Source organism: Bradyrhizobium cenepequi, assembly GCF_020329485.1.
GTDB classification, from domain to species: Bacteria; Pseudomonadota; Alphaproteobacteria; order Rhizobiales; family Xanthobacteraceae; genus Bradyrhizobium; species Bradyrhizobium cenepequi.
In genome coordinates, this window is the sequence record NZ_JAGKJI010000035.1 from 1 (window position 1) to 12,624 (window position 12,624).

The window sequence follows — 12,624 nt, forward strand, 5'->3', positions numbered from 1 at the left end:
CAGTTGACCCAATCGGGCATAGCGCTGCTGATAGAGCGGTACGAGGCGCAAAAGCGCGAGCTACATCCCGATCCGAAAGAGTAAGGCCGCCTCAGCCTGGTGGCCGGCGCTGCCGCGAGATCACTGAGCGGGAGCCGAGACCGGCCTTAAGGAACGAAGCCGGCTTGCCGGGAGTCAACTTAGGGCTTCCGGCCGACTCCTCAGCCCAGGCCGGAGGAAAACCTCCAAGGTTGGCGGCCCCGGCGGTTCTGGGGCCGTTTCCCGGCGCGCTTGCACCTCGTGTGCTCGGGTTGGATGAACCCAGCAGGTCGGGGACGATGTCGAAGGGCACTTCTACTAAGCGGGGTCTAATACTAAGAGGGGTCTAAAAGGTTTGTGAGGCCGGAAGAAAGAAAGGATGACCGAGTTGGTTGGAATGTGAGCTTGTGGCGATCATTCATGACCATTCGCCGAATACATCTGAGGACAAGCCTGACGGAGCCCCTGAATGCAAGCAAGGGCATTGCGGGGACCGAAAATTCGGGCCTGTATTGCGAGAATGAAGACTGCCGAGAATTTATCTCCTTAGCGGTTGGTAAGCCGCCACGGGGAGACACAATCGAAATCGTTGCTGATCCACCTGGAAGTCAGCAGCTTTTCATCTGTCCGGCGTGCTTGCATCGACAGAGGCGTTTTCTGCACGAACTTGTCCATCTTCGCTTAACCCGGGCGAACAGGCGCAGGCCTCCGCGGAACCAAGTCGGTTAGCCTCCATCAGGGTTGAAGGATTAAAGGGGCCGGATAGCAACAAAAAATCCGGCAGCACGCCTGCCGGGCCATTCGAAAATATAATCAGGTAATACGAGGGCAATTAAATACCGAAGCGTGCAACGAGGGAATGAAATTCGCGGCGGTAAGATTGCGGAGACCTACGGGTGAGCGCAGGTGTGCACCGACGAGAGCACCAGCGAGTCCCAAGGTCCGGCACGCCGCTAACCGCTGGGAGCCGAAAGCGGGCGCCTCACCGTCTCTGGTCAAGCAGGAACGAAATCGGTCGGTGATCGTCGATTCCCGGCTTCCGGCCGCACATTCCCCACGAAAGCGCCCCGGCCGGAAGAAAACCTGTCCCAATCAGGTTGGCGGCCCCAGCCCCAACACTGGAGCCGTTTCCACTATCGTTGATGGCCAAGCCCAAGGCCGAGTTGGGAAGCTTTCACGCGTAGCGCGCCGACGGTTCGCTTGAGCTCCTTTGAAACCTTCACGATAGGCGTCCGAGCCTTTGAATGCCTTTTGAGAACGCGAAGATCTTCAGCACTCCACTCGCGACGAATTGGCTTCTTCTTGCTCTTTTTCAATTTTCAACTCCGATTGTGCAAAGTACGGCTGCTTTAGCAGAATCGCGAAGCACATCTCAATATTCAAGCGAGCGGCGCCCCAGGGTGTGGCGCGCGCCTCAGCACCATGTCTCGGCCAGAAGTCTTGTTGAGCGAGCGCAGCCGTCCATGATACTAACCCCCGTTTATATGTAGTTTTAGTAGTGTTTATAGGTGGTATTTATGAGTGGTTGCAGCGGCATTTCAGCCGACGCTCTGCGTAAGCGTATCCGGGCGATGACCCAACGTATTGCGGAACTTCACGATCTTAGAAGGCAAGTGCAGCAGGCCGAAGCGAGAGCGCGTGTCAGGCGCCGAAAGAGAGCACGAGACGCGCGCATCGCAATTGCGCGGCGACGTGCCCGCCGCGGCGTTGCCGGGACCTCCATTAACTACGACAAAGGTGTTCGTTAGAACTTGCCTTGGTCGAGTGGGTTTTCAGAACCAACAGCGCTGCCAAACGGCAAGAAGCTGGCCTGCCTGCGCGACGCTGCGAAGTACATCACCGCCCTCCCCGCGAAGGAAGCCAACGCGCCGGAATGGCAAGCCGCTATGGAGGCGCTTATGTTGGTGGTGGAGTTGAATGGCCCCACGATGTTCGCGCGCATCGGCATTATGCGGGCGCTGAACCGCGGCCACGTCCGCGAGTTTAATCCGAAGCGAAAAGACCCGGAAGCTGAAGAGGGACCATAGAGGACCTGTCTGTGATGGCTGCCTTCTTTGATTGCCTATGGAACGACGCATTGGAGCGCTTTTGGCAGTGGACTGAAAAGCCACTCAATAGCCTGGAGACGATCCCAGCCGAGTTGCACCGTGCCGTCATGGAATTGCCGGAAGAGGATCGCCAAGACCGGGCAAAGGTCAACGAAGCGTATCGCCGGGTGATGGAAGCGCAGTAACCGCGCTCACCTAAGCACAAGCCGGATAATGGTTCGTGCGGCTTGATCGGCCGCAAAACCGCAACTTCGTTGGCATGGCCATGGACTGTGCGCTAATGCCGTGACCAATCAGCTCCGCGCGACGGCACCTAAGCTGTGCTCGCCCGCAACAGCGGATGCGAGTGAACGTTTCCGAGCGAGTTTCACTAGGCCTTCGCCCCTCGCATCACCGGTGCGAAGCGGTCGCTAATCACGACATCGTTGTCGTCGCGCGCGGCCAAAGCTTGCCTTGCCGCGGCCATCGGCTTAAACAGGCCGACACAGAGGGTGTGTCTCAGCAATCTGGCATTCCCGCCGGACGCGCCGACACATTTCCGGTGGAGCTGGTTGAGCCAGAGGCGCCAGAACTGGTGGGGCCGGACGTGGTTGAACCCACAGTAGTCTCAGGTGCCTTTCCCGACGATGATGCACCAGCGGAAGCCGGGTTCTTTTCGCGAATGATGTTACTGCTTACATCCCAGCATTGCTTGGGCGTCACGCCCTGATCGCGGTTTGCACTAACACCCGTTCCTTGTGCGTTTGCGAAGCTGGTGACTGCCAAAAGGGTGGCGCCGCAAACCGAAGCGAAATAGATCGTCTTCATGGTTCTTCCCTTCTCATCCTGACTGCGGACGCTCAGTGAACCGGTGGATGCCTGACAGCGGCCCCGATAGCCTGACCGCCGTCGGCAGCCATGTCGTCCCCGAATGAGGGTCGCTGTGCGAGCCTCAGCCATTCTTCCGAACGCCGTAGCAGTTGCTGCTTGTCTATCGGACAAACCGTCTTCGCAGCATGTTGCCGGTATTGCTCGGCTCGCGTGCGGCAAATATCTGCATCGTCAGGCATGGCCGATCCACTGGTCGCGCTCGCTCCCCTGCCGCCAATTGGTCCGGTCTCAGGCCCTCAATTCACCCGCTCGTTTAACGTTCCGGATAGCGAAGCCGTTTAGGAACGGCTGCGGAAGGTCGTTGTTTTGCGCCCTAGAACGTCGCGGTTTGCGGTCGATGCCTCGCTACTTTTTGCACATCGAGGGGACGTTCCCGTTTCATGACGAAAGCGGAACGGAGCTTCGAGACGCTCGCGCTGTTTGGCGGGAAGCTTTGTTGATGACCCGCGACATCGAATCATCGCTTCAGCCGGGAGGAAGCTGGACCCTCGTTGTCAAGACCGCCGTGGCGACCACGGATTGAGTTCGTCTTCCGAGAGCTCGGCGGTTTGATCTGGCTTCAGATCACGCTGTTTGTGCTTGTACTTCGAGTGGTGCTGTCGACTATCGCTGCGACGTGGCGACTTGGTTTACGCCGAGAGCGCAGCCTCTAATCTCGGCAAATGCAGTAGCTGTCGCAAGTGGGGCTCACGCGCCGTTCGGGACCATGGTCCTGCCCGCCGGGCGAGCGGGTCGCCTGTCCAGGAGGTGGGGACTGTTTCTTGCGGCGGCCGCGGTCGTCGTGAGGCATCACCCGAACCCAAGACCTGGGGGACAGGTGTCCTACGCGGCCATTGGCGAATTTCTTCGAGATGGAGCTAGCGTTCCCGAGCACCGCGCGCTCCTCGACTTGATCGGCGCGTTGACCAGCGGCTAGTCGCATGGGCCGGCCGTCGTACATCTATTCACGACGATCATGCCGACCACCTATCTTGTTCTCGGCGGGCTTCGTCCTCATTGAGGCGCTCGGCCACCTCGTCAGCAATAGGTGAATCTTCCGTGGTCGCGATCGGGGTGCCGTCCTGCTTCTTGATCTTTTTGCCTTCGGCACTCACCGGAAAATCTTTGGGTTTCAGCGGCTTCTTTGAAGTCGACATCGCGTCTTCCTCCTCTGCGCCGACACAATTAGCCCCCCATTAACAAACGGCCTAGCGAGTGCGGCTCGCCAACGATTGGCATTCTGCTGCTTCCCGGAACGAGCTGACGCCTCATCAGTTCCCGCCCATGTCGGCTCGGGGTCGCCGAGGATCGGCTCCGCGGCGCCCAATCATCCGATGAGAGCGCAGGCATTGGAGCGACCCGGCAGCTGGGCCGCCTTCTTCCACGAGTGGGAGAGGCGCGGACGGCCCCAGCTGCGGGCGGGCGCCCAGTCTACACGTCAGACCAGAACTACTTCTTCATCACCCCTCCGGGCGATGCGGCGTCGCCCTTGCGATCAGGCGCCCCGGCTGGACCGGCTCCTTGGGTGCTCGGCTCCTTGGCGGATGGGGCCGAGCTTTGTGCGGCTGGTCCCGTCCTGCTGTTCTTCATGTTCGCGCCGCCTCCGGTCGTCGAGCCACTCATGGACTCTCCTATGGTGGTTTTACTACCAGCCGGCCCGCCAGCTTGCGAACTACCTCCAGCGCTGCTGCCCGTTTGCGCCATTGCGACGGCCGATGACAATACAAAAACTGCGGCTAAACTGATCGTCTTAATCCTCATCGTTTCCCTCACAGAGCTGCTGCCCATCGCGCCAACCGGCGTCACGATGATCCGTTCCCATCGTCAACTGCAGTTGGAACGAAAGGTCGCAACCTCCAATTTGTCAGCCTTTCGTATTGGAGTTATTTGAGTGGCGTTTCAGCGTAAGAAGCCGGCGGCGATCGGCATCAAGGCGCCCTACCCGGGCTTCATCGAGCCTGAATTGGCCGCCCCGGTCGATCGAGTGCCCTCCGGGACGCGCTGGCTTCATGAGATCAAGTTCGATGGCTATCGCGTCCAGCTTCACACAGCCAACGAGGCGATCAGGATATTCACCCGGCGCGGCTACGACTGGACCAGGCGCTCCAAAAAGATTGCCGCCGACGCTTATGAGATCAATGCCGGCTGGGCAATCATCGACGGCGAGGTCGTGGTGCCATCGCAGGACGGGACCACGGATTTCTCCGTCCTGCAGAACGAGCTGAAAGGCAGGTCCACCAAGATCGTGATGGTGGCTTTCGATCTGCTGTACCTCAACGGCTATGACCTTCGGAAGCTGCCGCTGGTCGAACGCAAGACCCATCTTAAGAAGCTGGCGTTCTACAACGCGAGCACCGGGCTCGGATTCAACGGACGACTGTTCCTCAACGGCGAAGAAACCGGCGCTGAAGGCCGCGCGTTTGCGCACATCGTCGGCGGCGCGCAGGACGGCAACAGCTACGAACTCGCCTGGCTCGGCAACATGGCCTACGAGAACGTCGTCGCCAACGCGCACACCGGCGACCGGACGATCGTCGCCATGATGGACGACGGCACGAACGGCCAGGTCTACTTCTATGCCGGCGACAAAAAGGCGACCGGCAATGCGATCGAGCAGGCGGGTCTGACCGGCGGCCATCTGTTCGGTATCCACGTGGTCGACTTTGAGGGCAGTGCGAACAACGCGCCGAATAGCTCGAGCCCGCTTGGCGCGGACGAAAGCTCCGCCTTCACGATGATCGATCTCAACGAGGTCAACGGCATGACCGGCGCCCAGATCGATGCGGCAAGCGTAACCTCGTTCCTGCGTCCGGAAGACGGCGCCTGGGATACCCTCAATCCCAACCGCTTCTACTTCGTGACGACGAATGCCTTCGGTTCTCCGAGCCAGCTCTGGGCGGCGGATTTCAACGATGCCAGCAATCCGGCTGCCGGCGGCACCATCCACTTGCTTCTCAACGGCACCGAAGGCCAGCAGATGTTCGACAATATCACCGTCGACTCGTATGGCCGCGTCACCCTCTGCGAGGACGTCGGCAACAACGCTCATCTCGGCAAGGTCTGGCAATACGATCCCGCCACCGACGTGCTGACCCAACTCGCCCAGCACGATCCGGACCGCTTCTTGACAGGAGCGACCAACTTCCTGACCCAGGACGAGGAAGCTTCCGGCGTGATCGACATCACGCACATCCTCGGCAACGCTGGCGAGAATGTCTACCTGATCGATACCCAGGCCCACTTCTCCGTCGCCGGCGAACGATACGAAGGCGGTCAGCTCCAGCTGATCCACCAGTACCTGGTGTGACGACCTATCCTGGCCGGTGGAGCGTCAGCTTCGCCGGTCTTCTCAAGACAAACGCGTCAAAGGTGCTGGCTTTCGGGCCGGCACCTTTGGTGTTTCCCGATTCCTGGCGTTTTGATCCGCGGAGTAATCGCTCGTGACACGAACTGCGCAGGCAAGCCGGCGTCCCGCGGCCACCGAGACAGGATCGGAACGCCGCGCTTGCTTCGTGCCGCGCCGCGCTGGTCGGCATTGCCGCCTTCAGCGGATTGATCAACCTGTTGGGCCTGACCGGCTCGCTTTTCATGCTCGAAGTCTACGATCGCGTGTTGCCGAGCCGCAGCGTTCCGACCTTGATCGGCCTCGCGATCATCACGGCCCTGCTCTTCCTTTTCCAGGGCGTACTGGAACTCACCCGCGGGCGCATGCTGGTTCGGATCGGCAACCAGATCGACTGGCGCTTGAGCGACCGTGTCTATGATCTGGTGGTGCGCCTGCCGCTACGCACCCGGGGCAGCGGCGACGGCCTACAGCCGGTCCGCGACCTCGATACGATACGCTCGGTGCTGTCAGGCTCCGGCCCGGCCGCCTTGTTCGACCTGCCATGGCTGCCGTTCTATCTCGCCATCTGCTTTGCCTTCCACCCGCTGATCGGGGTAACGGCGCTCGGTGGCGCAATCGTGCTCGTGTTCCTGACGCTGCTCACCGATCGCCTGTCCCGCCAATCGGTGCAAAAGGCTTCGAACTATGCGGCTGCCCGCAACCGATTGGCGGATGCCAGCCGGCGTAACGCCGAGGTCCTGGTGTCGATGGCGATGTCGGCGCGCTTGCTGGCGCGGTAGCGCCAGCTCGGCTTCGCCTATCGCAGGCAGCAGAAGAGCGCCGGCGACATCTCCGGAGGTTTCGGGGTCACCGGGCGCATCCTGCGCATAATGCTGCAGTCCGCCGTCCTCGCGGTGGGCGCCTATCTCGTCATTCATCAGGAGGCATCGGGAGGGATCATTATCGCCAGCTCGATCCTGACCGGCCGTGCGCTCGCGCCCGTCGATCTCGCGATCGGAAACTAGAGGAAACTTCGTTGCGGCGCGCCAGAGCTGGCAGCGTCTTGAGAAGCTGCTGGCGCTGCTGCCCGCCGCTACGGCCCAGCTGCCATTGCCTGCCCCGACCCGGGCCCTGACCGTGGAAAAGCTGTCGGTGACGGCGCCCGAGTCGGAAAAGCTTCTGGTCGCCGACGTCAGCTTCTTCCTCAAGGCCGGCAGTGCGGTCGGCATCATCGGCGCCAGTGGATCGGGAAAATCGTCGCTGGTCCGCGCGCTCGTCGGCGCATGGCGTCCGTCGCGCGGTGTCGTTCGGCTCGACGGGGCGTCGCTGGAGCAATGGCCGCCCGAGGCCCTCGGAGACCATATCGGCTATCTGCCGCAGGACGTCGAACTGTTCGAGGGCGCGATCGCCGAAAACATCGCGAGATTTGCGCCGGATCCCGCGATGGATCAGGTGCTCGCCGCGGCGAACGCGGCCGGAATCCATCAACTCGTCGTCAGCCTGCCCTTAGGATACAACACCCACATCGGCGAACAGGGCGCGCTGCTCTCGGCCGGCCAGAAGCAACGGGTGGCCCTGGCCCGCGCACTCTATGGCAACCCCTTCCTTATCGTTCTCGACGAACCCAATTCGAATCTGGACGCTGAAGGCGAAGAGGCGCTGACACGGGCAATTCTCGGGGTCCGGGCGAGAGGAGGCATCGTCGTGATCGTGGCGCATCGCTCCAGCGCCCTCGCCGCGGTGGACTTCGTAATGTCGATGATGCAGGGCAGGCAGCACGCGTTCGGACCGAAAGAAGAAGTGCTTTCGCTGCTGGCGCGGCGAGAACCGGCGCCCGCGGCGTCCCTGAAGGTCGTTCCTCAAACCGCGACATCGACATGACCGACAAATCATCAGGCGGCGAAGTCCGCACCCTGCGCAATCACCTGATCGGCGGCGCTGTCATCGCGATGGTCTTGACCCTCGGCATCGGCGGCTGGGCCGCCACCACCGAACTATCCGGCGCCGTGACCGCGTCAGGATTGGTCGTCGTCGATTCCAACGTCAAGAAAGTCCAGCACCTGACCGGTGGAATCGTCGGCGAGTTGCTGGTTCGCGAGGGTGACCACGTCCGAGCGGGAGACACCCTCGTTCGGCTCGACGAAACCGTGCTGCGCGCGGGGCTTGCAATTTACACCAAGGGCCTCGACGAGATGCGGGCCCGCAAGGCCCGCCTTGCCAGCGAACGTGACGGCGCCGAGCGCATCGTGGTCGCACCCGATCTGCTCGATGCACCGCCATCGCCGGAATTCGCCTCGGCGTTGCAGAGCGAGACCAAATTGTTCGAGCTGCGGCGCGCGGCGCGCGGCGCGCCAGGGCCAGAAATCCCAGCTTCGCCAGCGGATCGCCCAGCTTGACGACGAAGTCCGCGGCTATGCCGCTCTGCAGCAGGCCAAGTCGGAGGAGATCGAGCTGATCCAGCGCGAACTGGTCGGCGTGCGGGCGCTGTGGCAGAAGAATCTGATCCAGATGAACCGGCTGACGCTGCTGGAGCGCGAGGCCGCCCGTCTCAAGGGCGAACTCGCCCAGTCGATCGCCTCCACCGCGCAAGTGCGCGGCAAGATTTCCGAGATCGAGCTGCAGATCCTTCAGATCGATCAGGACCTGAGCAGCGAGGTCGCAAAGGAATTGCGCGAGATCGACGGCAAGATCGGCGAGTTCGTGGAGCGCAAGGTGACGGCCGAGGATCAGCTCAAGCGCGTCGACATACGCGCGCCGCAAAACGGCGTCGTCCACCAGCTCAACGTGCACACGATCGGCGGGGTGGTGAGCCCGGCCGACCCCGTCATGCTGATCGTGCCGGAGGCCGACCTGCTCACGGTCGAAGCCAAGTTTTCGCCGCAGGACATCGACCAGCTCTATGTCGGACAGGTTGCGAGCCTGCGGTTTTCCGCCTTCAATCAGCGAACCACCCCGGAGATCCAGGGCGCGATCAGCCGCATCTCGGCCGACGTGACGTCGGATCAGCGCACCGGGCAGAATTTCTATACGGCGCGGCTTTCGATCCCGCCCGAGGAACTGGCGCGATTGGGCACTGTCAAGCTGCTTCCCGGAATGCCCGCGGAAATTTTTGCCAGGACCTACGATCGGAGCGTGCTGTCCTATTTCGTCAAGCCGTTGTCGGATCAGATCGCGCGTGCGTTTCGCGAGCGCTGACGGCCTCGCCGCTACTCGACCGGGTGGCCGATCATTGCGGTGAGTTCGCGCACCAGGCGATCCGACATCTGCCCGGTCATCGGCAACTGCGGTCGCGCTCGAATTTCGCAATCGCGGCCTGGGTGTCCGCACCGATGGTGCCGGTCGGGCCGCGGCAGTGCGACCACGGATCCGAACATCGGCGATGGATGCCGTCCAGCCTGCAGGAACAGCGCGTTGGCGATGATGCGATGACCGCGGCAGCCGCCAGCAAGCTGGCCGCGGTCGGCCGTGCTCGAGGCCGTATCCCGTCAAATCCACTGGAACCGCATCATGATCTTATCTTTTCGTTTGAGCATGATCTTTTCGGAAGACCGGTTTCCATTTTTCCGGATCATGCTCTAGAACAGGATATCTTCGAGTTAGGCCGCGCCTCCGATGGGTCGCGGATTTCGTCTTCGTGGCGGACGTCAGCGCGGATGAATTCAGCTTCCACGCCAACATTGCGGAGCTCCCGGCCAGGGCTCCGCGCGAAGGGATCTGGATTGTCGAGGTTGAGCGTTGCCGGCGCGATCTGGTCGCGTAGCGCGAGGATCGCGAAGATCGGCTCCAGGCCACCGGCGGCACCGAGCGGATGGCCGGTGGCGGACTTGGTTGAACTGACGGCGACGCCGCCATTGGTGCCGAAGATTGTCTTGATTGCTTCCAGTTCGCCGTGATCGCCGACGGGGGTCGACGTCGCGTGCGCGTTGAGATACTGGATGTTGCGCGCGGAAATTCCCGCCGGCTGCAAGGCGATTTGCATCGCCCGCTTGGCGCCATCCCCGTTTCGCGCCCGGCGATCATGTGAAACGCATCCGACGTGGTGCCGTAGCCGATCTATTCTGCAATCGGCTCCGCACCCCGCGCCAGCGCGTGATCGAGCGACTCGATCACCACGACGCCAGCGCCTTCCCCCATTACGAATCGGTCGCGGTCGAACGGCCGTGACGCGCGCTCCGGCGTGTCGTTGAAGCCCGACGAAAGTGCGTGAGCTGCCGTGAAGCCGCCGAGGCTGACGCGATCAATGCAGGCTTCTGCGCCGCTGCAAATCGCGGTGGAATGCATACTTCGACCAGCTCCTTACAGTTCTTTTTTGGAACCAGTCAAGCCTTCCGCGGCGAACTTCTTCGCGATCTCCGCGCCGATGTAGTCGCCGGCGCCGACGACCACGGCGGTAGCGTTTCATTGCGTCATCATGGTGCTCCTTGATCGGCCTTCCGCTGGCTCAGCTTGGCGATGCGGCACGGCAATCCCTTCAGGTGCGGGATACCCTGCTCGCGATCGAGGTAGTCCTCGTCGTCCGGACACAGCATGGCGTCGGCTAACCGGAGCGCATCGGAAAGCTTCCGGTCGAGACCCCACTCGGCTTCGGGCCGCCACCAGCCGTGCGGGATACGGACGAGCCCGTCCGGCATGCTGTCGCGGACGCCAACCTTGATCTCGATGCGACCAGTCGGACTCTCGACGGCGACCCACTCTCCGACGACGCCGGCTCGGGCCGCGGTCGTCGGGCTCACGAACAATATGGGCTCCGGCTTGCGCTTACGCAGCTCGGGAATGTGGCGACCGCCGGTTTGGAAGTATTCGTCCTCGCGCACGCCGGTGAACATCTTCAGCGTATATTCTGGGTCCACCGGCGGATCGGGCCGATAATAGGGGAGCGGATCGAAGCCCAGGCTCTCGAGAACCGACGACTTCAGCTCGACCTTTCCGCTCGGCGTCGCGAAGCAACCTTTCGTACTTCTTGAAGCCGGGCCGGTACGCGTAGACTTCGTAGGTCTCGGCGAACTCCTCGAAGCCCATGCCGACCTTCTCCAGCCGCCAGTCGTAGAGCGCTTCGAGCGTCGGCCACGGCACGACGTCGGAACGCCCCAGCGCGTCGGCCGTCCGCTTCCAGAATTCGAACGTACTCTTGCACTCGCCCGGCGGCTCCATCGCCTTCTGGGACGGACGATAGACCGACGACCACCCGTAACCCTCCATGATCCAAGGCTTTTCGAGCCAACTATCGGCAGGTAGCACGTAGTCGGCGAGTTGCGCCGTCGGCGTCATGAACTGCTCATGGATTACGTTGAGGTCCTGGTTCAGCAAAGACTTCAGGATGAGCGGCATGTTCGCGTAGCTCATCAGGGTGTTGTTCCCGAGCGAGAACAGCGACTTGACCGGATACGGCCCCTTGCCGGCCATGGCCTTGAAGACGGTCGACGGATTCGCCATGAAGCAGCCGGTGAGCTGAATCGAGCGCCTCGCGCCGGACTGAGGGCTTCGCGTCGTCCGGCCATCGCACCCTGTCGCCCTCAAATGGATTGCGCAGGCGACGCAATCCGACGGCCGTATTAATTCCGCTCCTTCGGTGTTCCGACCCGAAGCCCTGTTAAGGGAGGCGCGCCGGCAGAGGCAGTTGCCGCTCGTCGCTGTCCCCGAAATCTGCGTGCTCGATCCAGACGGTGATGTCGCCCGTCACCTCAAGCGGACGGACGCCGGCAAGGTCCATGAAGGATGGGCCTGCTATCATACCGAGCTGCTCGCCTCCGAACTTGACGGCCTTGGCGAGGTCGGCATCGTCGGCTGTGCCGTAGGCGCGCCGTTCGCGGTACTCGTGGCCGAACAGCTTTTTGCGTCCGGCTGTCGGCTGCTCGTCAGCGTCACGTCCGCCGGACAAATCACCCCGATCGGACCAACCCCATACTTTGTCCTGATCGATCGAGCGTTGCGCGACGAGGGAGCGAGCTACCACTATCTTCCGCCGTCGAAGTTTGCCGATGCCCCGATGGGAAGCTGCTCGCAGGCGTGGAGGACAGCGTTCGCGCGCTGCCGACCATCGCGCTCCACCGCGGAGCGACATGGACGACGGACGCGCCTTACCGCGAGACCGAGGCCGCCATCTCGCACGCGCGCGATCTGGAGGTGCTCGCCGTCGAAATGGAAGCGGCAGCCCTGTATGCGTTCAGTGCCGCCACGGACAATCCGGTCGTGTGTTTTGCTCATGTCACGAACGCCATGGCGCAGACGGAAGGGGACTTCGAAAAAAAGGAGAGGCCGATGGCGCGAAGGCGACGCTTGCCGTCCTCTCCGCGACAGCGCGCGCCTGGTTCACGGACCGGGAATTAGATTGAGCAGAGCCGACGAGATTACCTGCCAAGATACTCGGCGCAAAATCTGAGTTGT

At 62.0% G+C, this 12,624-nt stretch carries 8 protein-coding genes and 6 pseudogenes; 8 read left to right on the forward strand and 6 right to left on the reverse strand.

Translation table 11 applies throughout. The features are described from left to right. Positions 1-1,769 precede the first annotated feature (1,769 nt). Both J6497_RS28435 and J6497_RS28440 read left to right on the forward strand, forming a co-directional pair. A complete protein-coding gene (locus tag J6497_RS28435) occupies positions 1,770-2,045 on the forward strand; it encodes a hypothetical protein (RefSeq protein WP_225707582.1) in 276 nt (91 codons plus the stop codon). Between the two features lie 14 nt (positions 2,046-2,059). Next, positions 2,060-2,251: a hypothetical protein gene (locus J6497_RS28440; protein WP_225707583.1), complete on the forward strand. Its 192-nt coding sequence runs from the start codon at positions 2,060-2,062 to the stop codon at positions 2,249-2,251. 313 nt (positions 2,252-2,564) lie between these two features. Here J6497_RS28440 and J6497_RS28445 read toward each other — a convergent pair whose 3' ends face one another. After that, positions 2,565-2,873, reverse strand: coding sequence for a hypothetical protein (locus J6497_RS28445; RefSeq protein WP_225707584.1), 309 nt, complete (start codon positions 2,871-2,873; stop codon positions 2,565-2,567). A gap of 400 nt (positions 2,874-3,273) precedes the next feature. Between J6497_RS28445 and J6497_RS42080 the strand changes: the two genes are divergently transcribed. After that, positions 3,274-3,459: a DUF6894 family protein gene (locus tag J6497_RS42080; protein ID WP_376708282.1), complete on the forward strand. Its 186-nt coding sequence runs from the start codon at positions 3,274-3,276 to the stop codon at positions 3,457-3,459. A gap of 430 nt (positions 3,460-3,889) precedes the next feature. Here the strand turns inward: J6497_RS42080 and J6497_RS28450 are convergent, their stop codons facing one another. Further along, on the reverse strand, positions 3,890-4,072 hold the full coding sequence (locus J6497_RS28450; protein ID WP_225707585.1) for a hypothetical protein: 183 nt from the start codon (positions 4,070-4,072) through the stop codon (positions 3,890-3,892). A gap of 368 nt (positions 4,073-4,440) precedes the next feature. Here J6497_RS28450 and J6497_RS28455 point away from each other — a divergent pair, with 368 nt between their 5' ends. The 4 genes and pseudogenes from J6497_RS28455 (at position 4,441) to J6497_RS28470 (ending at position 9,435) form a co-directional block, all read left to right on the forward strand. Beyond that, on the forward strand, positions 4,441-4,806 hold the full coding sequence (locus tag J6497_RS28455; RefSeq protein WP_225707586.1) for a hypothetical protein: 366 nt from the start codon (positions 4,441-4,443) through the stop codon (positions 4,804-4,806). Continuing rightward, positions 4,807-5,328 (forward strand): annotated as a pseudogene (locus tag J6497_RS28460) (ATP-dependent DNA ligase); the annotation flags it as partial. A 1,139-nt stretch (positions 5,329-6,467) separates the two neighbouring features. After that, positions 6,468-8,121 (forward strand): annotated as a pseudogene (locus J6497_RS28465) (type I secretion system permease/ATPase). After that, a pseudogene (locus tag J6497_RS28470) lies at positions 8,118-9,435 on the forward strand (HlyD family type I secretion periplasmic adaptor subunit). Before J6497_RS28465 ends, J6497_RS28470 begins: the two co-directional pseudogenes overlap by 4 nt. An 11-nt stretch (positions 9,436-9,446) precedes the next feature. On the opposite strand, the pseudogene J6497_RS28475 reads toward J6497_RS28470, so the two are convergent. From J6497_RS28475 to J6497_RS28490, 4 genes and pseudogenes are all read right to left on the reverse strand, one after another. Further along, positions 9,447-9,583, reverse strand: a pseudogene (locus J6497_RS28475) (peptidoglycan-binding protein); the annotation flags it as partial. Positions 9,584-9,808: 225 nt separating this feature from the next. Next, positions 9,809-10,509, reverse strand: a pseudogene (locus J6497_RS28480) (beta-ketoacyl synthase N-terminal-like domain-containing protein); the annotation flags it as partial. A 140-nt stretch (positions 10,510-10,649) separates the two neighbouring features. After that, entirely contained in the window at positions 10,650-11,066 is a 417-nt protein-coding gene (locus tag J6497_RS28485; RefSeq protein ID WP_225707643.1) for a molybdopterin dinucleotide binding domain-containing protein, read from the reverse strand. Beyond that, the gene (locus tag J6497_RS28490) at positions 10,999-11,673 is read right to left on the reverse strand and encodes a molybdopterin-dependent oxidoreductase (protein ID WP_225707587.1); all 675 of its coding nucleotides are present in this window, start codon (positions 11,671-11,673) and stop codon (positions 10,999-11,001) included. Before J6497_RS28490 ends, J6497_RS28485 begins: the two co-directional genes overlap by 68 nt. A 214-nt stretch (positions 11,674-11,887) precedes the next feature. Between J6497_RS28490 and J6497_RS42085 the strand changes: the two are divergent. Further along, positions 11,888-12,567: pseudogene (locus tag J6497_RS42085) on the forward strand (nucleoside phosphorylase). The last annotated feature ends 57 nt before the right edge of the window (positions 12,568-12,624 follow it).